This is a genomic window from Dactylosporangium sp. NPDC006015, assembly GCF_040614215.1.
GTDB lineage: Bacteria > Actinomycetota > Actinomycetes > Mycobacteriales > Micromonosporaceae > Dactylosporangium > Dactylosporangium maewongense.
Genome location: NZ_JBEXUD010000013.1, coordinates 24,209 through 45,260 on the forward strand (window position 1 = coordinate 24,209; position 21,052 = coordinate 45,260).

Genomic DNA, 21,052 nt, shown 5'->3' on the forward strand with positions numbered 1-21,052 from the left:
GCCCCGTGCTCGCCAGCTACGTCCTCGACTCCGGCTCCCCCGACAGCCTGCGTCTCGGCCGGCTCGAGGCCCCGACGCCCGGCCCCGGTCAGGTGCTCGTGAAGGTCCAGGCAGCGAGTCTGGACCGGGTCGACACCTACATCCGTCGCGGCACCCACGGCATGGCGGTCACCGGGCCGACGATCCTCGGCCGGGACGTCGCCGGCACCGTCGTACGGACCGGCCCCGGCGTCACCGGCTTCACTCCCGGCGACGCGGTCGTCGGGCTGACCACCGGCACCCACGCCGAGCTCGCCGTCGTCCCGGCCACGCACTGTTTCCCACGGCCGGTCGCGCTCGACGCCGTCCACGCCGCCGCGGTGCCCACCGCCGGACGCACCGCCTACGACGCGGTCATCAACCTCGCCGGGGTGCGCCCCGGCGACCGGGTCCTCGTCGTGGCCGCCGCCGGCGCCGTCGGCACCTTCGCCGTCCAGTACGCCCACCACCTGGGCGCGCGCGTCATCGGTACCAGCGCCCCGGCGAAGGCTGACGCCGTGCGCGCCCTCGGCGCCCTCGACGCCGTGGACCACTACCGCCCGGACGTCGTGGACGCCCTGCGTGCCGCCCTGCCCGGCGGCGAGGCCGACGTCATCGTCGAGTCGGTCGGTGGCACCTTGTGGTCCGACGTGCTCAAGATCCTCGCCCCCGGCGGGCGGCTGGTCACCTGCGGCGTCACCGCCGGCAGCCACGCCCACCTGCACCTGGGTCGGCTCATGGTCAAGGGCTGGACGCTGCGCGGCATCGGGCGGCCCGGGCCCGAGGCGGTGGCCCGCCAGCTGTGCGAGGCCCTCACCCTCTCGGCCGTCACCGCCGCCCCCGCGATCGCCGCCACGCACCCGCTCGATCAGGCCGCGGCCGCGCACGACCAGCTGGAGGCCTCCGACTTCGTCGGGCGGATCGTCCTCACGACCGCTTGAGACCCTGGGTGAGCGACTCACCCGACACGGCGGACAGCACGACGAGCGGGATCTGCCGTCCGAATCCCGCGGCCCGTTCGACGTAGCGCGCCACATTCGGCTTGTGCGCCACGACGTGCGCCAGCAGCTCCGGGTCGCGCTCCCCGTCGGTCACCCGCGCCCGCACCGCGATCGTCTTGCGCCGCAGGACGATCCAGCACAGTTCGTGGTGACGCGCATTGACCACCCAGGCCGGATCCGTCGGGCCGCCGCCCTTGGAGCCGACGACCACCAGGTCCGGCCCGTACGGCACGTACGGCAACGCCGCGTCGCGCAGCTGCCCCGACCGGCGGCCCACCGTCGTCAGCAGCAGCGTGGGGTTGTACGGGAACCTGCCCGCCAGCGCGTACTGCAACGACACGAGCGAGAACCCGGTCCGTCGCACGAGGAACCGGTCGAACGCCATCCCGCGCGGCCCACGGATGACCACCAGCCACGGCCGGCCGTAGGAGGCGAACGACCTCGTCTCCGCACCGATGCGGTCCCGGCGGCTCATTGCGCCGCCCGGGCCAGCAACGGTGACAACGTCTCGGCGACGTCGGCGACGTCCTCGATACCCCGGACCACCTCGACGAGCTGCTCCTGCGTGCCCGCATCGAGAATCCCGTCGCAGAACGTCGCCAGCTTGCCGGCCACGAAGTCCCAGTCCGCCCGGGTCGCCTCGTCCCACGGGTCGCCCTGGGCGAAGTCCGACTCGACAACGTACTCCCGGCCACCGGCCCTGATCGTCAGCGCACCCCGCGTCCGGCGGATCTGACCGCCCGGGTGCTCCTTGAGATCGGCCTCCCACTCCGCGTCGAGCACCGGGTCCGGCGCCGTCGTGATCCGGCGCGCCAGGTCCCACACCGCAGGGTCGGCCAGCCGCTGCGGGTCGTACCACTGCGGACCCGGGGCGTACCCGAGCAGCACCAGCGCCGCTGCGTACGGCATGTTGAAGGCGCCGTCCAGCGGCGCGCCGAGCGTGTCCGGAATCTGCTGGGCCGGCTCCCGGAACTGCAACGTCCGGTAGGCCGCCGGGCTCAGCCGGATCTCCATGGACTCGATCTGCGACACCGGCACACCGTGGGTGTTCGGGAACGCGCGGATCGCGTCGAGCGCGGCGTGGGTGAAGCGGCACGTCGGGTACGGCTTGAGCGAGGTCTCGCTGATCCACCACGTCGACCCCAGGCCGGCGACCATCTCGTGCCGCTCACCCCCGAGGAAGCCCATCGCCTCGATGAAGCCCGGAGTGCGGTCCAGCACGTCCAGGTCGCCGGTGTACCCCTCCTCGGCGAGCGCCGCGCCGAGCATCCCGGCCTGCGCGATCGCACCGTACGGGCCGTACTTGAACGCGTTGAACGAGCGCCGCTCGGCCAGGTAGGTGTTCTTCGCCGGCGGGGCCAGCCAGGCGATCAGGCCGAGCGCGTGCGCCAGGCGCTCGGGCTCCCAGCCGCCGACCACGGCGCACGCCGCGGCCGTGCCCATCGAGGCGTAGCCGTGCGACGACAGCGGCGACCAGCGGAACTGCCCGTCCTCGAAGGCCATGAGGGAGGTCGACAGGTTCAGCCGCGCGTTGATCTCGAAGGCGAGGATGCTCGCGCGCAACAGGCTCGCTCCGCCGGCGTGCAGCCGCTCGGCCTCGGCCAGTCCGGCCGCGACCCCGAACACCGCGAAGTGCGCCGAGTTGAAGAAGGTGTCGTCCGCATCCAACGCGTTCATCATGTCCGCGTTGGCGTGCACGGCGTTGATCGCCGCGACCCGCTGCCCCAACCCGAACACCGTCGCCTCGGCCGGGCCGCCGAACCGGGCGGCGACCTGCTGGACCATGCGGCTACGCCGTAACCGCACCGCCGCCAGACCACAGATGAGCGAGTCGAGCAGGACGAGCTTGCCGTAGTCACGCACCGGCGCGGGGATGTCCTCGTCGTGGGTCGTCGTCGCGAACCGCGCGAGCAGCTGCGTCCGCGTCGGTCCCGTCGTAGCGGTCACCGTTCAGCCCACCTTTCCCGGCGCGACGAGCCGGTTGCCCTGCGCGTCCCGCGGCAGCGGCAGCGGAATCGCCGCGAGCAGCTTCTTCGTGTATTCCTGCTGCGGATTGCCGAAGATCTGCGCCGTCGTGTCCGCCTCCACGACCTCACCGGACGCCATCACCATGACCCGGTCGGCGATGACCTCGACGAGCGCCAGGTCGTGGCAGACGAACAGGTACGCCAGACCCAGCTCCTCCTTCAGGTCCAGCAGCAGGTTGAGCACCTGCGCCCGCACCGACACGTCCAGCGCCGCGACCGGCTCGTCGCACACGATGAGGCTCGGCTTCATCGTCAGCGCCCGTGCGATCGCGACCCGCTGCAGCTGCCCGCCGGACAGCTCGGCCGGGTAGCGCCCCAGATAGCGTGATCCGATGCCGACCCTGTCGAGCAGCTCGGCCGCCTCCCGCTCACGCGTGGCACGGTCCTTGTCGGTGTGCACGAGAAGCGGCTCGGCGACCGCGTCCTTGATCGTCATCCGCGGATCGAGCGAGCTGTACGGATCCTGAAAGATCATCTGCATCCGCTGGCGCAGCTCGCGCAGCTGCTTCGGCTTCGTGGCCAGCACGTCGACCCCGTCGAAGGTCACCGATCCGGAGTCCGGCTCGATGAGGCGCAGCACCATGCGCCCGACCGTCGACTTGCCCGCGCCGGACTCACCGACGACCGCGAGGCACTCACCGCGCTCCAGGGCGAAGCTCACCCCCTTGACCGCGTGCGACCACTTCGTACGCCGGCCGAGCCAGTCCCTGCCGGAGCTGAACGACTTCGTGAGGTTCCTGACCTCGAGCAGGCTCATCAGACCGTCACTCCATCCAGAGAGAGCTCCGCGGCACGCACGCATCGCACGTCGTGCTCACCGGCGCCGTCCATACGGATCAGGCCCGGGTGGGCCACGTCGCACCGGCCCGGCTCGGCGAACGCGCACCGGCTGCTGAACCGGCACCCGTGCGGCCAGGCACCCGGGGCCGGGATACCACCGGGAATCGCGCGCAGCCGCCGGTCGGTGCTCAGGCCCGGCTTCGGGATCGACCCGATCAGGCCGGAGGTGTACGGGTGCCGCGGGTTGAAGAAGATCTTCTCGGCGGGCGCGTTCTCGGCCACCTCGCCGGCATACATGACCACCACCTGCTGGCACAGCTCGGCCACCACCGCGAGGTCGTGGCTGACGAACAGCAGCGCCACCCCGGTCTGCTCCTGCAGGTCGCGCAACAGCTCCAGGATCCGCTCCTGCACCGTCACGTCGAGCGCCGTCGTCGGCTCGTCGGCGATGAGCAGGCGCGGGTTGCACGCCATGACCATCGCGATCATGACGCGCTGGCACATGCCGCCGGAGAACGCGTGCGGGTACTCGTCGACCCGCTGCGCCGCCCGCGGGATCTGCACCATCTCGAGCATCTCGACGGCGCGGGCCCGGGCCTGCTTGCGGTTCAGGCCCAGGTGCTTGCGCACCGACTCCGCGATCTGGTCCCCGACGGTGTAGGCCGGGTTCAGGCTGCGGATCGGCTGCTGGAAGATCATGCCCATGCCGGGGCCACGCAGGTCCCGCCACTGCTTCTGCGTGCCTGCGGTGAGGTCCCGGCCGTCGAAGACGATCCGGCCCGAGGCGATCCGCCCGCCCGTCGCCCCGGTCAGACCCATCACCGCGACCGAGGTCACCGTCTTGCCGGAACCGGACTCGCCGACGAGCGCCATCGACCCGCCCGGCTTCAGCGAGAACGAGACGTCCTGGACGGTCGTCTGCCACCCACCCGAGGGGGAGCGGAACTCGACGTTGAGGTTCTCCACTCGCAGGAGGTCCGCCGCCGCGCCGGTGGCGTCGTTCCCGGTGTGGGCCATCACGCCGGCCGCCCGTTTCCCTGCCATGTCAGCTCCTGTTTGTTGCCGGACCGGTCAGTTGCCCGACCGGGTGCGCACGAGAGCGCGGCGGACACCGTCACCGACGTAGGTGAAGGCGAGGACGGTGAGGAAGATCATCATGCCGGGTGGCCACACGAGGTACGGCGCGAGGCGAATGTTCGAGGAGGCCGTGGAGAGCATCGAGCCCCAGCTGGCCGCGGGGGCCTTCACGCCCAGCCCGAGGAAGCTCAGGCTCGCCTCGGCCGCGACGGCGGTGCCCAGCGACACCGAGATGACGAGGATGATCGGCGGCAGCACGTTGGGCAGCACGTGCCGCACCGTCGTGCGCAGGGTGCTGCACCCCAGGGCGATCGAGGCCTCGATGTAGGTCTCGTGCCGCACGTCCATCGTGCCGGCGCGGGCCACCCGGAAGAAGCGCGGGGCCATGACCAGGCCGATGGCGAGCATCGCGTTGGTGATGCCGGAGCCGAGGACCGCGACGATGGTGATGGCCAGCACGAGCGACGGAGCGCTCATGATCGCGTCCATGATGCGGGTGAGGATCGTGTCGATCCAGCCGCCGCGGTAGCCCGCGATCATGCCGAAGGGCAGGCCGAGCACGAGCGCGACGGCCGCGGCCTGCAGCGCCGCCCACAGCGAGACCCGCGCCCCGAAGATGAGCCGGCTGAGCACGTCCCGGCCGTAGTCGTCGGTCCCCAGCCAGTGCTCGGCGCTCGGCGGCTTGAGCCGCAGCAGCAGGTTCTGCACGTCGGGGTCGTGCGGCGCCAGCACCGGGGCGAGGATCGCGATGAGCGTCAGCACGAGCAGGAAGGCTCCGGCCGCGATCGTCGTGGGGCGCCGCACGATGCTCTTGAGGATGCCGGGAACCGCGGCCGGCTCCGGGTCGCTCGTGCCGATGTCCGCCGTGGGCACCTCGGCCGCGGTCCCGGCGAGGCCGTCCGCAGGCGTGCCGGCTCCGTGCGAGTCGTGCCCTGGCCCCGGGGACGTCGGGGTCCGCTTCGCGCTCATGAGCGTACCTTCGGGTTGAAGTAGCCGTAGGAGATGTCGACGATGAGGTTGACGAGCACGACGATCGTCGTGCTGAACAGGACGAAGCCGAGCAGGACCGGGACGTCGCGCCCCTGCACGGCCTCGACGGCGGTGCGCCCGAGGCCCGGCATGTTGTAGATCATCTCGATGGTCACCGATCCGGCGAGGACCTCCGCGACGCGGAAGCCGAGGACGGTGATGACGGGGATGCACGCGTTCTTCAGGGAGTGCTTGAACACGACGCTGGTGCGCGACAGGCCCTTGGCCTCGGCGTTGAGGATGTAGTCGGTCTTCATGACCTGCCCGAGCGCCGAGCGCAGCTGCAGGGTCACCTCGGCGGCCGGGAGCAGACCGAGGGCGAAGCCGGGCAGGATGAGGTGCGACAGCCACGGCCAGAAGCCGGCGGACAGCGGCTGGAAGCCGAACGCCGGGAACATCTGCAGCCCGACCGCGAACACCGAGACGAGCACGAGGCCGAACCAGAAGCCCGGGATGGCGATCGCGATCGAGGCGAACCAGTTGACGGCCCGGTCGACGATGCCGCCGGAGCGCAGCGTGGCCGCGAGCGCCAGGGCGGTCCCGAGCACGACGGCGAAGATCATCGCGACGAGCACCAGCGACATCGTCGTCGCCATCCGTCGCGTCAGCAGGTCGGTCACGCTCTGGTCCGAGACGAAGGACGTGCCGAGGTTGCCGTGCAGGACGCCGCCGATCCACTGGATGTAGCGGAGCAGGACCGGATCGTTGAGGTCGAGTTCCTCACGGATCGCCGCGATGCGTTCCGGGGTCGGTTCGTCACCGGCGAGGATGGTGGCCGGGTCCCCCGGGGCGAGCTCGATCAGAGCGAAGACGAGCAACGGGACGAAGAACAGCAGGGGTATCGCTGCGAGCAGTCGCCTGCCGGCGTATCGGAGCATCTCTTACCTCGGCTCAGAGCGTGGCACGCGGCGCCTGGTGGCGCCTGGGGTGTGAGTCCCGCACGGCCTGGTGCCGGCGAGGCCGTGCTGGGGTGTCGCCGCCGGCCCTGGCCACAGCGGGTGGCCCTGACCACCCGGCGGCGACACCACCGGGTGGTCAGGAGCGGCGGTTACTTCTTGACGGCGATGTTGCGCAGATCCCAGATGCCGATGTTCGACATGGGGATGTTGTCGATGCCGACGACGTTCGACTTCGCGACGTTCGCGATGGTCTGGTTGCACAGCGGCAGGAACCAGACCTGTTCGAGCGTCGTCTTCCAGATGTCCTGGTACAGCGGGGCGCGCTTGTCCATCGACAGCATGGGGTTGGCGGCCTCGGCTGCCTTGGCCTCGATGAGCGAGGGGTTCGCGGCGAGCTTGTAGGTGTTGAGCAGGTAGGTGTTCACCGTCGCCGCCGGGTCGGCCTTCGGGCTCCACGACGTGCCGACCATGAGCTCGAAGTCGCCTGCGATGAAGCGCGGCTCGTTCTCGGTGTTGGGCACGGGGTTGAGCGTCGCGTCGATGCCGACGGCCCGCAGCGACGCCTGCACGACGTTGGCCGGCTGCTCGGCGTTCGTGCCCGCGGCGAAGGTGACGGTCACCTTGGCGCCGCCGGCCTGTTGCACCAGGGCCTTGGCCTTGTCGACGCTGAACTCGAACGGGTAGGTGTAGTTCGGCACGCGGCTCGGGTCCGTCTCGGGGACGACCTGGCGCGTCGGCGTGCAGGTGCCGCTGAAGAGCGCGCTGATCGCCGCCGGGTCGACCGCGTGGGCGATCGCCTGGCGGACCTCGAGCTTGCTGACGTCGCCCTTGTTGGCGCGCAGGTAGATGCCGACGAGGTTCTTGAACTTCACCTCGTGCTTCTGCAGACCGCTGCCCGGGGTGACGATCTTCTGGACCGTGGCGATCTCCGTGGCCGAGCTGAGCGGGGCCAGGTCGATCTGGCCGCTCTGCAGGCCGTTGAGGCGGGCCGCGGCGTCGGGCACGCGCTGCAGCTCGATGCCGCCGAGGCGGCCGACGTTCGGGTCCCAGTAGCTGTCGGCCCGCTTGAGCACGAGCTTCTCCTGGGGCACGAGCTCGGTGGCGATGTACGGGCCTGAGCCGGCGGTGCCCGGCTTGGTCTTGATGTCGACGCCGTCCTTGATGGCCTTGGGGCTGACCATCATGCCGGCCGTGCCGGTGAAGGACGCGGGCAGCTGGACGCCTTTGCCCTTGACCAGCTTGAGGCGCACGGTCGTCGGGTTGGCGACCTCGACCGTCTCGATGTCGGCGAGGTCGCTCTTGAGGGTCGAGCCCTGGAGGGTCTTGCCCCGCTCGATGTTGGCCTTGACGGCCTCGGCGTCGAACGGCGTGCCGTCGTGGAACTTCACGTCGTCACGCAGCTTGAGCTCCAGGACGCTGCCGTTCTCCACGAAGTTCCACTCTTTGGCCAGACCCGGGACGACCTTGTCGTCCTTGTCCAGCATGGTCAGCCGGTCCCACACGAGGAACAGGTAGCCCCAGGCGCCGTAGCTCGTCTGGAGGGCCGGATCGAGGTCGCGTAACGGACCCGCCGACGCGAACTTGAGCACGGCCGATGTGTCGATCTCGCCTCCGGAACCGCTGCTGCTGTCCGTCGGGCTGGTGCTGGTGCAGCCGGCCACCATGGCGAGCGCCCCGGCGGCCGTCAGCGCGATGACGCGCTCCCAAGTTTTGTTGATGAAACCCATATCACCCGTCCAAAACACGAGCCGAATTGATCAAGAGGGGGTGTCCGCCCGGCGGTTGCCGGGCGGGATCCGTGGGGGGGTGACCACCGGGCGCTCGCCCGGCGTTTCACCCGTCCGCGGACAAGATCAGGGCGCTGGTCGGTACTCCGACGCCCGCCGTCACAAGGACGTTGCGGACGCCGTCGGGCTGATTGGTCGAGGTGCCCCGGACGAGACGGACGCCCTCCGCGACGCCGTTCGTGCCGTGCAGGTAGGCCTCACCGATCTGGCCGCCGTGGGTGTTGGTCGGCAGCGAGCCGGTGACCTCGAGGTTGCCGTCGGCGATGAAGTCCTTGGCCTCGCCGCGGCCGCAGAAGCCGTACTCCTCGAGCTGGTTGAGCACGTACGGGGTGAAGTGGTCGTAGAGGATCGCCGCATCCATGTCGGCGGGTCCGAGGCCTGACTGGGCCCACAGCTGCTGGGCGCAGAGCTCGACCTCGGGGATCCGGGTCAGGTCCTCCCGGTAGTAGCTGACCATCTGGTACTGGTCCGGTCCCAGGCCCTGGGCCGCCCCGACGATGTACGCCGGGGTGGACGGCAGGTCCTTGGCGCGCTCGGCGCTGACGATGACCATCGCCTGGCCGCCGTCGGTCTCCTGGCAGCAGTCGAACAGGTGCAGCGGCTCGGCGATCCAGCGGGAGGCCTGGTGCTCCTCGAGGGTGAGCGGCTTGCCGTAGAACCACGCCTTGGGGTTGTTCGCGGCGTGCTTGCGGGCGAGCACGGCGACCCGGCCGTAGTCCTCGCTGGTCGCGCCGTACTTGTGCAGGTAGCGACGGGCGAACATCGCGGTGTGCTGGGCCGGCGTGAGCAGACCGTACGGGTTGACCCAGGAGCGGTACTCGTTGTCCGAGGTGGCCTGGGTCTTCGCCGGAGGCGGCCCCTGCCCGAAACGCACGCCGGAACGCTCGTTGAAGGCACGGTAGGCCACGACGACGTCGGCGATGCCGCTCGCGACGGCCATGGCGGCCTGCTGGACGGGGGCACAGGCGCCGCCACCGCCGTAGGGGATCCGGGAGAAGAACTTCAGCTCGGGGATGCCCAGGCTGCGGGCGACCATGTTCTCCGGGTTGGTCTCCATGGTGAAGGTCGTCATACCGTCGACGTCGGCGGGGCTCAGGCCCGCGTCGGCGAGGGCGGCCAGGACGGCCTCGGTGGCCAGCTGCAGCTCGCTGCGGCCGGAGTCCTTGGAGAACTCCGTCGCGCCGATGCCGACGATCGCGGTGCGACCCGACAGGAAGTTGTCCGTCACGTCACTGCTCCGTTCCGCGGGGCAGGCGCACGGTCACCTCGGAGATGGCGTGCGCGCCCTTGCTGTTCATGCCACGCACCGCGACCCGCACGGTGTCCTGCTCGACGCCGACGACCTCACCGGTCAGCCGCATCGTGTCGCCGGGGAAGTTCGGCACCCCAAGGCGGGTGCTCAGGCGCACCATGCGCGCGGCGGGGCCGGCCCAGTCGGTGACGTAGCGGCCGACGAGCCCGTTGGTGTTGTTGATGCTCATGTACGTGTCGGGGGTACCGCGCCGCTCGGCCTGCGCCGGGTCGTGGTGCACGTCCTCGTAGTCGCGGGTCGCGAGAGCGCCGGCGACGATGAGGGTCCGGGTCAGAGGGATCTCGAGCTCCGGCAGCGTGTCGCCGATGCTCACCTGCTCGATGGTGACCTGAGCCTCGCTCACAGCTGCTCCCCCGCGTCGACCAGGTCCGCGAGCTGCTGCAGGTGCCAGGCCCCGGAGCCGGCGGTGTTGGCCAGCTGGGTGGTCCAGAGCATGTAGCGGTGGATCGGGTACGTGACGTCGGCACCCATGCCGCCGTGCACGTGCTGCACGGTGCGTGCGACACGGTCGCCGGCCTCGCCGGCCCAGTACTTCGCGACATGCACGGCCGCACGGGAGGGCCGCTCGGTCGTCTCGCGCCACAGCGCGTTGAGGTAGGTGACCTCCATCGCCTCGGTGTCGATGTGGCAGTTGGCGATCTGGTGGGCGACGGCCTGGAAGGTCGCGATCGGCACACCGAACTGCTCGCGGCCCGAGGTGTAGTCGGCGGCCTGGCGCACAGCGGCCTGGCTGATGCCGCTCTGCAGGGCAGACAGGGCGATCCAGACCTGGCGCAGCAGCCAGTCGACCCGGTCGTCCTCGGGGCCCTCGGCGAGCAGTTCCGCGGCGGAGCCCTCGAAGTGCACGTCGGAGGCGAGTCCGCGGTCGGTGCGCTCGAAGGTGTCGAGGCGCACCCCGGCGCCGGCGGTCGGCACGAGATAGAGCCCGACCGTGCCCTCCTCGTCGGTGGCCGGGACGATGATCGCGTCGGCGAGGTGCGCCGAGCGGACCCCGACGGCGGTGCCGCTCAGGGTGACTCCCGCACCGCCGGACCGTGCGCGGACGCGGGCGCCGTACGGCCGGGCGTCGGACAGGTCGTCGACGGCCACGGTGAGGACCGCGTCCCCGGCGGCGACGCGGGGCAGCCATTCGGACTGCTGCTTGGCGTCGCCGTAGCGCACCAGCGGCAGGACGCCGCCGACGAGGGTCTCCCACAGCGGGACGGTGCCCAGCGTGCGGCCCTGCTCGACGAAGACCCCCGCGACGGCGCCCAGGGTCAGCCCGGCGCCGCCGTGCTCCTCCGGCACGAGCAGCCCGAGGGCGCCGGACTCGGCCAGGTCGCGGTGCAGGACGCGGTCGAAGCGCTCCGGGCCGGCCTCGATGTCGAAGAGGCGCTGCGGGTCGCCGTTGCGCGCGAAGATGTCGCGCGCCAGGTCGTTGACCGTGACCTGTTCCTCGGTGAGCTGGAAGTCCATCAGTTCCTCTCCTGTTCGGTGGACTCCGACACGGAGGTCGCGGCCCGGAAACGCGGGAGCGTGAGGTGCTCGTCGTAGTCGACCCAGTCGACCTGCACGGGCAGGCCGATCTCGACCTCGCCGGCGTCCCCGGCGAAGTCGGCGACGAGGCGGGTGCCCTCCTCGAGGTCGACGAGCACGACGGTGAGCGGGTAGTCGTACCCGGGGGCCTTCGGATGGTGGCTGACGACGTAGCTGTGCACCGTGCCCCGGCCGCTCGCCTCGACCTCGTGCCACGCGAACGAATGGCAGGAGGGGCAGACCGGGCCGGGCGGGTGGCGCAGTGTGCCGCAGTCGGTGCAGGCCTGGATGACGAGGCGGCGCTGTGCGGCGGCCTCGAACCAGAAGGCGTTGTCGCGCAGGATGAACGGCTTGTGCCGCAGCGCCGGGTCGGCCGCGGCCGGAGCCGGAGCAGCGGGCTTGGCGCCGGACGGGTCGAAGCGCAGGATGCGGAAGCGCTGGCGAGCCACGACCTCGTCGTGCTGGTCGGTGTAGGTGCGCAGGGTCGTGATGAAGTGGCCGGTGCCCAGACCCGTGGTCTTGCGCGGGGAGATGTCCTCGATGACCGTGGTCATCTTGATCTCGTCGCCCAGGCGCAGCTCGCGCACGTACTCGTGCTCGTCGTTGGTGGCGACGACCCCGACGTAGCCGGCCTCGGCGAGGATCGCGAGCAGCCGGGCCATGGGCGTGTCCGGCGCGGCGCCCGCGGCGGCGGCCATGTGGGCCTTGTAGCCGACCATGAGCCAGGTCGACAGCATCGGCGGCGGGGCGACGACACCCTCCCGGCCTGTGTCACGGGCGGCCTGCTCATCGACGTATATGGGGTTCTCGTCGCCCATCGCCTCGACGAAGTGGCGGATCATCGCCTGGTTGACGGCGTCCTGCGCGTAGCGGGTGGGCGTGGCCTCGAGGCCGCGGAACTCGAGCAGGCGGGCGAGGAAGGCCTCCTCGTCGGTGGTGCCGGGGGCCGGGGCCGGGGTCTGCGTCGTAGTGCTCATGCGGACCGTCCCTTCCTCGGCATGCCGAGGCCGGTGACCGCGATCATGTCGCGCAGCACCTCGTTGGTACCGCCGCCGAAGGTGTTGATGTAGGAGCCGCGGGTGTAGGCCTCCAGCTGTCCGCCGAGGACGGCGTCCGGGGCCCCGGGGCGCCGGGTCGCGCGGGGCCCGGCGACGGAGACGAGGCTGCGGCAGACCCGGTCGTGGGTCTCCGTGCCGTAGACCTTGGCGACCGACGCGGCCGCGGGGGCCGGGTTCTGGCCCTCCCCGACGACGGCGATCTTCCAGTTGAGCAGGCGCATCGCGGTCAGCTCCGCGTAGTCACGGGCCAGCTGCGTGCGCACCCACGGCCGGTCGAGGACGCGGACCCCGTCGGCGTCGGGCTCGGCGGCCCACGCGGCGATGTCGGTCCACAGCTGCTCCGTGCGCCCGCCCATGGCGGCCAGGCCCACCCGCTCGTGACCGAGCTGGCCGGTGATGAGGCGCCAGCCGCCGTTGACCTCGCCGACGAGGGCCTCGGGGCCGACGCGCACGTCCTCGTAGTAGGAGGCGTTGGTGTGGGTGATGCCGCTGGTGGCGATCGGCGTGCAGCTGAAGCCGGGGTCCGACGTCGGCACGATGAGGATGGTGATGCCCTTGTGCTTCGGGGCGTCGGGGTCGGTGCGCACGGCCAGCCAGACGAAGTCGGCCTGGCTGGCGCCGCTGGTGAAGACCTTCTGGCCGTTGATGACCCAGCCACCCTCGGGGGTGGCCTCGGCCCTGGTGCGCAGCGAGGCGAGGTCGGTGCCGGAGCCGGGCTCGCTGTAGCCGATGGCGAAGATGACGTCGCCGGTGAGCATGCCCGGCAGGTAGGTGCGCTTCTGCTCCTCGGTGCCGTAGCGCATGAGCATCGGGCCGATGTTGTTGATGGTGACGAACGGGAATGGCGCCTGGGCGCGGTTGATCTCGTCGAAAAGGATGTACTGGTCCAGCGGCGGGCGGCCCTGGCCGCCGAACTCCTTGGGCCAGCCGAGTCCGAGCAGGCCGTCCTTGCCGATCTGGCGGATGATCTCGCGGTAGGCCGGCCGGTCCTCGTTGGTGCCGCCGAGCGCCTCGCGGACCTCAGGCGTGAGCAGGCCCGCGAAGTACGCGCGCAGCTCCCGGCTCAGCTCTCGCTGCGCTGGGGTGTACTCCAGGAACATACATGTCCTCTCTCGGGGCATGGGGCGCCAGTCGGTGTTCGGCGGGCCGGCCGGGTCAGGGGGGCGGCAGGAGCGCGGTGCGCCCGTTGACGGCGAACTGCCGTTCGAGGTCGCTGACGTCCGCTGCCGTGAGCGGCCGGTACGCGGTGGACGCGCCGTCGCGGACGTAGACGGGGTCGGTCGTGGCCCAGGCGGCGCGGCGCAGGACCTGCTTGGCGACCTTGCTGTTGCCCGTGGTGGGGATCTCGGCGACGATGCGCACGAAGCGGGGCCGCCATTTGGTGCCGAGGTCGGCCTGCTCGTCGAGGAAGGCGGTGAACGCCTCGGGGTCGAAGCCGGCGCCGGCACGCAGCTCGAGCGCGCACATGACCTGGTCGCCGGTGCGCGGGTCGGGCACGGCGAAGACGGGGGCGACCGACACGCGGTCCCAGCGCTCGATGATCCGCTCAACGGACGCGGCGGCGAAGTTCTCGCTGTCGACGCGGATCCAGTCCGAGGAGCGGCCGGCGAAGTAGAAGTACCCGTCGGCGTCGCGGTAGGCCAGGTCGCCGGACCAGAAGTCCTCGCCGCGGACCCGCTCGGCGGCGGCTTCGGGGTTCTTGTAGTAGCCCTCGAACCGGGCGGCCATGCCGACGCCGACGAGCTGCCCGATGGCCTGGTCCGCGTTGACGAGCCGTCCGGTCTCGTCAAGTTTGGCCGGCGGGCACTCCAACCCGGTGACCTCGTCCATGACCTTGACCTCGGCGCCGGCGACGGCCACGCCGAGCGCCTCGTCAGGCGTCACGGGGGTGCGGTTGATCCGCATGACGCCCTCGCTGGAGCCGTACCCCTCGGAGACGACGGCACCGAAGCGCTGGGTGAAGCGGGCGATGTCAGCGGCCGAGGCCTCGGTGCCGACGGCGCGGCGCAGCGTGCTCGTCGCGTCGCGTGGGTCGACCGGCTGGGCCAGGACGTAGGCCAGGGCCCGGCCGACGTAGTTGAAGTAGGTGACGCCGTGCTCGTGCACGTCGCGCACGAAGCCGGACGCGGAGAACTTGCGGACCATGCAGATCGTCGCGCCGCAGACCATGGCGGGCCCGAGGTTGAGCATGACGGCGTTGCCGTGGAACAGGGGCATCGCCAGGTAGCTGACCGAGTCGCGGGTCAGCTCGGTGCGGGTCAGCAGCGCCTCGGAGACCGCGGCAAGGCGCCCGTGCGAGCAGATGACCGCCTTGGGTGCCCCGGTCGAGCCCGAGGAGAACATGAGCAGCAGGTGGGCGCCGGGGTCGGCGCTGCCGGTGGGCATCGGGACGCCGGCGTACCGGGCCAGCCAGGCGGCGTACTGCGGGGAGTCGATGTTGTGCACCTGCTCGGCGGGGATGCCCAGGTCGAGCCCGTCGACGAGGCCGGCGAGGCGGTCCTCGGTGATGAACAGGTCGCAATCGGTGTGCCGCACGTCGTGGGCCAGCTCGGCGCCGCGGCGGGTCGGATTGATCCCGACGACGGTGGCGCCGGACAGCGCGGCCGCGCAGATCCAGTACACGTAGTCGGGAGTGTTCTCCAGGAGCACACCCAGGTGCAGCGGCCTGTCCTCGGGCCGGGGCACGTCGGCCAGCGCGGCGGCGCGGTCGGCGGCTTCCTGCACGACTTGGCCCCAGGTGATGGTGCGACCCTCGAACAGCAGGCCCGGGTGATCGTCACCCGTGCGCCCGCGCACGATGTCAGCGAAGACGGCGGGTCCCGAGGTTCGGGCTGCCGGGGTCTGGGGTGTCATTGACGTTCCGTTCGTTCGTCGTCGAACACGGACCAACCGAAGCAAGCAAGCGCTTGGTTGAGATCGTAGGATGGGATGCGAAGGCAGGTCAAGGCCTGGCCAAGGCTTCCCAGGGGCGGTCCGTGGCGAGTGCCGAGCGCACCCGGTCGGTGTCCTCACCGCGGCGCCGCGGTGCCCGCGGGATCCCGGCCGGCGTCCGCGAGAAGCGCGGCACCGGGGCCGGCTGGGCGACGCCATCGACGTCGATGACGGCCCGCCGGGCACGCACCTGCGGGTGCGAGGCCGACTCCGCGACGTCCAGCACCGGGTGTACGCACGCGTCGACGCCCTCGTAGATGCTGGTCCACTCCTGCCGGGTACGCCCGGCGAAGACCGTCGCGATCCGCTCGGCCCAGCCGGCCCACCCCGACTCGTCGAACTGCCCCGGCCCGTCCTCCGGCTCGAGGCCGAGGGTGAGCAGGAACGTGCGGTAGAACTTCGCCTCGATGGCCGCGACGGACATGAACTTGTCGTCGGCGGTGCGGTACACCCGGTAGAAGTGCGCCCCGCCGTCGAGGTAGTTCGTCCCACGGGTGAGGTTCCAGGCGCCCCGCGCGAGCATCGAGCGGATCACGACGGTGAGCAGTCCGCTGCCCTCCAGCATCGAGGAGTCCACCACCTGCCCCCGCCCGGAGGAGGCGCGCTCGTGCAGGGCGGCCAGGACGCCGAAGGCGAGCACCATGCCGCCGCCGGCGAAGTCGGCCAGGTACATCGGCGGCACGACGGGGCCGGAGTCGGGCCGGCCGATCGTGTCGAGCACTCCGGAGACGGCGATGTAGTTGAGGTCGTGCCCGGCGGCCGCGGCGAGGGGACCGTCCTGGCCCCAGCCGCTCATCCGCGCCACGACGAGGCGCGGGTGCCGCTCGGTGAGCTCGGCCGGGTCCAGGCCGAGACGTTCGAGCACCCCGGGGCGGAACGGGTCGAGCAGCACGTCGGCGCCGGCGAGCAGGCGGTCCACCAGCGCCCGGTCGGCCTCGGACTTCAGGTCGAGCGTGACGGTCGTGCGGCCCCGGTCGATCGCGTTGACCTGCGCGCGCTCCCGCCGGTCGGGCTCGCCCGGCGGATCGACCCGCACGACCTGGGCGCCGAGGTCGGCGAGCATCATCGTCGCGAACGGCGCCGGCCCCTGCCCTCCGAGCTCGAGGACGCGCAGGCCCGCCAGCGGACCCTCGGACCGCGGGCCCGGGGTGGCGCTCACGACGTCACCTCCGCTGCGCTCCGGCGCCGGCCTGAGCTCCACCCTGCGCCCATGATTCGCAGCCCTCCGCTGCGCTGCGGCCCGCTCATGCCTGCTCCCCGGCGCCGGCCGCGCCCGAGGTGCCGGTGACGGCGCGGGGGTCCGTGCTCCACGTCTGCGGGGTCACGCCCTCGTCGCGCAGGACCCGCTTGAGGACCCGACCCACGGCGTTCTTGGGCAGCTCGGTGCGGACCTCGATGTGGGAGGGCACGGCATACCGCGGGACCCGCGGGTGCAGCCACGCGAAGAACTCCGCGGGGTCGATCTGCGCACCGGGCGCGGGCACGACCGTCACCTTGAGGTCGTCCTCGGCCAGGGGGGACGGGACCGCGTGCACGGCGACCTCGCCGACGGCCGGGTGGGCCGCCACGATGCCCTCGATCTCGAAGCTGGAGATGTTCTCGCCGCCGCGGCGCAGGTAGTCCTTGCCGCGGTCGACGAAGTAGAGGTAGCCGTCCTCGTCGAGGCGGCCGTAGTCACCGCAGTGGAACCACAGGCCCCGGAAGACCTCGAGGGTCTTCTCCGGCTGGCGCCAGTAACCGTTGAACATGATCGCCGGACGGGTGGGGCGGGCGACGATCTCGCCGACCTCGCCGACGGGCAGCGGGTTGTCGTCCTTGTCGACGATGCGCACCTCGAAGGACTCGTTGACCTTGCCGGCGGTCCCGGCGCGGTACTCCCCCGGCGGGGTGAACGTGATCAGGCTGGCCTCGGTCATGCCGTAGGCGCCCGAGCCGACCCGCTCGACGCCGAACCGCTCGGTCCAGCGAGCAGCGAGGTCGGCGGTGACCGGCGAGCCGGACACGACGCGCAGCTGGCCGAAGGCTTTGCGGGCTGCCTCGGACTCGGCAGCGCCGGCGATCATCGGCAGCATCGAGCCCATGAGCGCGGCCATCGTCGCGCGGGAGCGCAGGATCTCGTCCCAGAAGCCGCTGACGGAGAAGCGCTGCGCGATGTCCATCGCCGAGCCGAGCTGGAGCGAGCCCAGGACGTGCCCGACCGCGGCCATGTGGAACAGCGGCATCGCCGACCACAGGACGTCGCCGGCCCGGCGCTCGAGGTTCTCGTGCATCTGCCGGGCCATGTTCGCCGCGAAGCCGTGGCTGACCATGCAGGCCTTGGACGGTCCGGTCGTGCCGGCCGTGTAGATGAGGTGGCTGGTGGCGTACGCGTCGAGGTCCGGGGTCGTCGACAACGCCGAGCCCTCGGCGACGGCGGCGTCGAAGTCGATGACCTCGGTGGCCCAGGCGGGCACCGGGCCTGAGGCCGGCCGGCCGGCCTCGGCGGCGCCGACGAGCACCGGCACCCGCAGCCCTGTGCCGGCGAGGGCGTCGTCCATGACGGGCACGAACTCGTCCTCGAGGATCATCGCGATCGGATCGGCGTCGTGCACCTGGTGGGCCAGGATGGGGCCGCGGTTGCTCGTGTTGAGCGGGACGACGAATCCGCCGCGGAGCGTCGTCGCCCACCAGGCGAGCAGGGCCAGCCGGCCGTTGCGGGCGAGGACGACGACGCGGTCGCCGGGGGCGACCCGGTCGGCGAGGAACCCGGCGAGGCGACGCGACGCGGCATCGAGCTCGGCCACGGTGAACGGGGTGCCGGCGAGGGTGAGGGCGAGGTCAGGCTGCCGCTCGAGCGCGCGGGACAGCGCAACCAGGAGAGGGGCGGCTGCGGCGGGGCGGGTCACTGGCTCTGGCTACCTTTCTTCGGGCCGGCCGGTCGCGGCGGGCGACCGGCCGGCCGACGGGTGGGGTCCGGGCGCTCAGCGCTTCGTCATCGCGACGGTGCGCAGGTCGAACAGGCCGAGATTGGTCCACGGCAGCTGCTCGGCCCCGACCACCTTCGGGGAGGCGACGGTCGCGTTGGTGAGGTTGCAGATCGGGATGAACCACGCCTCGCTGAACAGCTGGTCCCACAGCTGGTGGTACTGCTTGGCGCGCTCCTCGACGCTGGAGCGGGGGTCGGCGGCCTTGGCCGCGATCGGGGCGATGGCCTCGGGGTCGGTGGCGAGCTTGTAGTTGCCGGTGAGGTAGTTGTTCACCGTCCCCGCCGGGTCGATGCGCGGGTTGAAGGTGTTGGACACCTCGAGCTCGAAGTCGCCGGCGATGAAGCGGGCCTCGGTCTCGGAGTTCGGCGTCGGGTTGAGCGTGGCGTTGATGCCGGCCTGGGACATGGCGGCCTGGATGGCGGTGGCGGGCTGCTCGGTGTTGGTGCCGGCGGAGAAGCTGATCGACACCTTGGCCCCGCCCACCTCGGCGATGAGCGCCTTGGCCTTGGCCAGGTCGAACTCGTACGGGTACTTCGCCGCCGGGTCCTCCCACGGGCTGCCCGGGTAGATGCTGCGGGTGGGCGTGCACGTGTCGGCGAAGAGCGCCTTGATGGCGGCCGGATCGACCGAGCGCGCGATTGCCTCACGGACCCGCTTGTCCTTGAGGTCGCCCTTGTTGGCGCGCAGCAGGATGCCCAGGACGTTGCGGAACGGGCGGGTGGTCACCTTGAGCTGGCCGGCCTGGCCGAGCTGGCGGGCCTCGATGATCTCGTTGGCCGAGGAGACGAAGCTGAGGTCGGTCTGACCGTTGATGACGCCGTTGATCCTGGTGGCGCCCTGCGGGACGCGGGTGATCTCCATACCGGCGAGGCGCCCGGCGTTCGGGTCCCAGTAGGTGCCCGTGGCGCGCTTGACCACGTACTTCTCGTTGGGCACGAACTCGGTGGCGACGTATGGCCCCGAGCCGGCGTTGCCGGGGGCGAGCTTGAGGTTGACGCCGTCGGTGATCGCCTTGGGCGAAACCATCATGCCGGCGGCGGTGGCCAGGGCCGACGGGAGCACCGCGCCGGTGCCCGGCTTGAGGTTCAGGCGCGCGGTGTGCGCGTCGACGACGGTGACGCCGGTGATGTCGGCGAGGTCCTGCTTGACGGTGCTCGCCGGCAGCGTCTGACCGCGCTCGATGTTCACCTTGACGGCGTTGGCGTCGAACGGCGTCCCGTCGTGGAAGGTGACGTCGTTGCGCAGGGCGAGCTCGAGGTAGGAGCCGTCCGCGGCGAAGGTCCACGAGGTTGCCAGGCCGGGGACGATGTTGTCCTTGGCGTCGACCATGGTGAGCCGGTCGTAGATTAGCGTGAGGTACGGGTAACCGCCGGGAGCCAGTTGGGCCGGGTCGAGATTCTGGAACGGCGACGAGGCCGTGACCCGTAGGACGGCGCTGGGGTCGATCTCACCGTTCGCGGCGCTGGGGTCGCCCGCCGCGTCGCCGGAGCAGGCTCCGACGGCGAGGGTGGCGAGCGCAGTGACGGCCACGGCGAGGCGCCGGCGGTATGCAAGACGAGACACGGTCTTCCTTTCCGGACCTGCGGTCCGAGCCGGGAGCGCGCCGCGGCCGCGGCGGGGTCCCGGATGGCGGGGTTGCGGCCGGTCGCTCGGCGGCGGCCGTGAGGGCGCGGTGGTGCGGCCAGTGACGGATGGCGTCGGCCGCGTGGTGTGCATGCCTGGAGCTCATCGGTGGGAGCTCGTCGGTGCCCCGAGGGCTGCCGGCGCCAGGCTACATCACGAGCCAACCAAGCGCTCGTTTGGGTAACCATAGGGGGAAGTCGCGGAGCGCGTCAATGGGCGCGGCACCACCGCGACCAGTGGGGCGGCGATGCCGCGGCGCGACCGTTGTCAGCACACCACCGGGTCGCTAGGGTGTAGTCAAGCAAGCGCTTGGTTGACTAGATTGCCCGAAGGAGCCCGCCCGGTGGAAGTAGCCCTCGCCACGGCACAGCCCCGCGATTGCGGCATCGATGCGGTCGCCGCAGCCACCCGCCGGCTCGTCGACGCGATCACCCGCGCGGGCGCGGCCGTCGACGGCGACGCCGACCGGATCGTGGCCGACCTCGACGCGCTCACCGCCCGGATCGACGCCCACGCCCCGGACCTTGCCGAGCGGATCGCGACGATGTGGCGCCAGCCCGGCCCGGGGCGTTTCGACCCCACCGGCGGCACCGAGAACCCGCTGTCGCCGCCGGTGAGCCTCTGGGTCGAGCCGGACGGCTCAGTGCGCGGCGAGGTCACGCTGGGGCTGGCCTTCCAGGGACCCCCGGGGCACGTGCACGGCGGCACCTCGGCCATGCTGATGGACCACGCCCTCGGCATCGCCAACGCCCGCGCCGGGTACGCCTCGGTGACGGTCGGGCTCGACGTCTCCTTCCACGCGGCCATCCCCGTCGGCTCGACGATCACGATCCTGGCCCGGCACGACGGGCGCGACGGGCGCAAGGTGCGCAGCTCCGGCGAGCTGCGCATCGGGGACCTGACGTGCGTCACGGCCAGCGGCACCTTCGTGCTCATGGACGACCCGTCGACGCAGGACAAGTTCCGGCGACCGTCGGGGGGGCAGGCGTGAGCGGCCAGCGGAGCGGCTCGGGCCGCGAACCAGAGGCA

At 71.5% G+C, this 21,052-nt stretch carries 18 protein-coding genes; 2 read left to right on the forward strand and 16 right to left on the reverse strand.

Going from position 1 to position 21,052, the window contains the following annotated elements:
- Positions 1 to 5 precede the first annotated feature (5 nt).
- Positions 6 to 959: a zinc-binding dehydrogenase gene (locus ABZ321_RS23870; protein WP_344510853.1), complete on the forward strand. Its 954-nt coding sequence runs from the start codon at positions 6 to 8 to the stop codon at positions 957 to 959.
- Here the strand turns inward: ABZ321_RS23870 and ABZ321_RS23875 are convergent.
- The 16 genes from ABZ321_RS23875 to ABZ321_RS23950 form a co-directional block, all read right to left on the reverse strand.
- Positions 946 to 1,494: a nitroreductase/quinone reductase family protein gene (locus ABZ321_RS23875; RefSeq protein ID WP_344510855.1), complete on the reverse strand. Its 549-nt coding sequence runs from the start codon at positions 1,492 to 1,494 to the stop codon at positions 946 to 948. The genes ABZ321_RS23870 and ABZ321_RS23875 overlap by 14 nt on opposite strands.
- Positions 1,491 to 2,966, reverse strand: coding sequence for an MmgE/PrpD family protein (locus ABZ321_RS23880; protein WP_344510857.1), 1,476 nt, complete (start codon positions 2,964 to 2,966; stop codon positions 1,491 to 1,493). The genes ABZ321_RS23875 and ABZ321_RS23880 overlap by 4 nt, the downstream gene beginning before the upstream one ends.
- 3 nt (positions 2,967 to 2,969) lie before the next feature.
- Positions 2,970 to 3,803 (reverse strand): ATP-binding cassette domain-containing protein, encoded by an 834-nt coding sequence (locus ABZ321_RS23885; RefSeq protein WP_344510859.1) that lies wholly within the window; start codon positions 3,801 to 3,803, stop codon positions 2,970 to 2,972.
- Positions 3,803 to 4,870, reverse strand: a complete 1,068-nt coding sequence (locus ABZ321_RS23890) for an ABC transporter ATP-binding protein (RefSeq protein WP_344510861.1) — start codon at positions 4,868 to 4,870, stop codon at positions 3,803 to 3,805. Before ABZ321_RS23890 ends, ABZ321_RS23885 begins: the two co-directional genes overlap by 1 nt.
- 27 nt (positions 4,871 to 4,897) lie before the next feature.
- Positions 4,898 to 5,872 (reverse strand): ABC transporter permease, encoded by a 975-nt coding sequence (locus ABZ321_RS23895; protein ID WP_354894711.1) that lies wholly within the window; start codon positions 5,870 to 5,872, stop codon positions 4,898 to 4,900.
- Positions 5,869 to 6,810 carry an ABC transporter permease gene (locus ABZ321_RS23900; protein WP_344510865.1) on the reverse strand — a complete coding sequence of 314 codons (942 nt, stop codon included), beginning with the start codon at positions 6,808 to 6,810 and terminating at the stop codon, positions 5,869 to 5,871. The genes ABZ321_RS23895 and ABZ321_RS23900 overlap by 4 nt, the downstream gene beginning before the upstream one ends.
- Before the next feature lie 170 nt (positions 6,811 to 6,980).
- A complete protein-coding gene (locus tag ABZ321_RS23905; RefSeq protein WP_344510867.1) occupies positions 6,981 to 8,558 on the reverse strand; it encodes an ABC transporter substrate-binding protein in 1,578 nt (525 codons plus the stop codon).
- A 106-nt stretch (positions 8,559 to 8,664) separates the two neighbouring features.
- Positions 8,665 to 9,846, reverse strand: a complete 1,182-nt coding sequence (locus ABZ321_RS23910; protein WP_344510869.1) for a lipid-transfer protein — start codon at positions 9,844 to 9,846, stop codon at positions 8,665 to 8,667.
- Position 9,847: 1 nt separating this feature from the next.
- On the reverse strand, positions 9,848 to 10,273 hold the full coding sequence (locus ABZ321_RS23915) for a MaoC/PaaZ C-terminal domain-containing protein (RefSeq protein WP_344510871.1): 426 nt from the start codon (positions 10,271 to 10,273) through the stop codon (positions 9,848 to 9,850).
- Positions 10,270 to 11,385: an acyl-CoA dehydrogenase family protein gene (locus ABZ321_RS23920; protein WP_344510873.1), complete on the reverse strand. Its 1,116-nt coding sequence runs from the start codon at positions 11,383 to 11,385 to the stop codon at positions 10,270 to 10,272. Before ABZ321_RS23920 ends, ABZ321_RS23915 begins: the two co-directional genes overlap by 4 nt.
- A complete protein-coding gene (locus ABZ321_RS23925) occupies positions 11,385 to 12,422 on the reverse strand; it encodes a MaoC family dehydratase N-terminal domain-containing protein (RefSeq protein WP_354894716.1) in 1,038 nt (345 codons plus the stop codon). Before ABZ321_RS23925 ends, ABZ321_RS23920 begins: the two co-directional genes overlap by 1 nt.
- Positions 12,419 to 13,603: an acyl-CoA dehydrogenase family protein gene (locus tag ABZ321_RS23930; RefSeq protein WP_344510877.1), complete on the reverse strand. Its 1,185-nt coding sequence runs from the start codon at positions 13,601 to 13,603 to the stop codon at positions 12,419 to 12,421. The genes ABZ321_RS23925 and ABZ321_RS23930 overlap by 4 nt, the downstream gene beginning before the upstream one ends.
- 55 nt (positions 13,604 to 13,658) lie before the next feature.
- Positions 13,659 to 15,299 (reverse strand): AMP-binding protein, encoded by a 1,641-nt coding sequence (locus ABZ321_RS23935; protein ID WP_344510879.1) that lies wholly within the window; start codon positions 15,297 to 15,299, stop codon positions 13,659 to 13,661.
- 145 nt (positions 15,300 to 15,444) lie between these two features.
- Entirely contained in the window at positions 15,445 to 16,593 is a 1,149-nt protein-coding gene (locus ABZ321_RS23940; RefSeq protein WP_354894720.1) for a CaiB/BaiF CoA-transferase family protein, read from the reverse strand.
- Between the two features lie 85 nt (positions 16,594 to 16,678).
- Positions 16,679 to 18,319 carry an AMP-binding protein gene (locus ABZ321_RS23945; protein ID WP_344510883.1) on the reverse strand — a complete coding sequence of 547 codons (1,641 nt, stop codon included), beginning with the start codon at positions 18,317 to 18,319 and terminating at the stop codon, positions 16,679 to 16,681.
- Between the two features lie 75 nt (positions 18,320 to 18,394).
- Positions 18,395 to 19,963, reverse strand: a complete 1,569-nt coding sequence (locus ABZ321_RS23950; protein WP_344510884.1) for an ABC transporter substrate-binding protein — start codon at positions 19,961 to 19,963, stop codon at positions 18,395 to 18,397.
- A 403-nt stretch (positions 19,964 to 20,366) separates the two neighbouring features.
- Between ABZ321_RS23950 and ABZ321_RS23955 the strand changes: the two genes are divergently transcribed.
- The gene (locus tag ABZ321_RS23955; RefSeq protein ID WP_344510886.1) at positions 20,367 to 21,014 is read left to right on the forward strand and encodes a PaaI family thioesterase; all 648 of its coding nucleotides are present in this window, start codon (positions 20,367 to 20,369) and stop codon (positions 21,012 to 21,014) included.
- The last annotated feature ends 38 nt before the right edge of the window (positions 21,015 to 21,052 follow it).

What these genes read in the sequence shown, in the direction of transcription:
- ABZ321_RS23875 (WP_344510855.1), bottom strand. Translation starts at nt 1,494, where the DNA reads ATGAGCCGCCGGGACCGCATCGGTGCGGAGACGAGGTCGTTCGCCTCC.
- ABZ321_RS23920 (WP_344510873.1), bottom strand. Translation starts at nt 11,385, where the DNA reads ATGGACTTCCAGCTCACCGAGGAACAGGTCACGGTCAACGACCTGGCG.
- ABZ321_RS23930 (WP_344510877.1), bottom strand. Translation starts at nt 13,603, where the DNA reads ATGTTCCTGGAGTACACCCCAGCGCAGCGAGAGCTGAGCCGGGAGCTG.
- ABZ321_RS23895 (WP_354894711.1), bottom strand. Translation starts at nt 5,872, where the DNA reads ATGAGCGCGAAGCGGACCCCGACGTCCCCGGGGCCAGGGCACGACTCG.
- ABZ321_RS23925 (WP_354894716.1), bottom strand. Translation starts at nt 12,422, where the DNA reads ATGAGCACTACGACGCAGACCCCGGCCCCGGCCCCCGGCACCACCGAC.
- ABZ321_RS23885 (WP_344510859.1), bottom strand. Translation starts at nt 3,803, where the DNA reads ATGAGCCTGCTCGAGGTCAGGAACCTCACGAAGTCGTTCAGCTCCGGC.
- ABZ321_RS23890 (WP_344510861.1), bottom strand. Translation starts at nt 4,870, where the DNA reads ATGGCAGGGAAACGGGCGGCCGGCGTGATGGCCCACACCGGGAACGAC.
- ABZ321_RS23900 (WP_344510865.1), bottom strand. Translation starts at nt 6,810, where the DNA reads ATGCTCCGATACGCCGGCAGGCGACTGCTCGCAGCGATACCCCTGCTG.
- ABZ321_RS23905 (WP_344510867.1), bottom strand. Translation starts at nt 8,558, where the DNA reads ATGGGTTTCATCAACAAAACTTGGGAGCGCGTCATCGCGCTGACGGCC.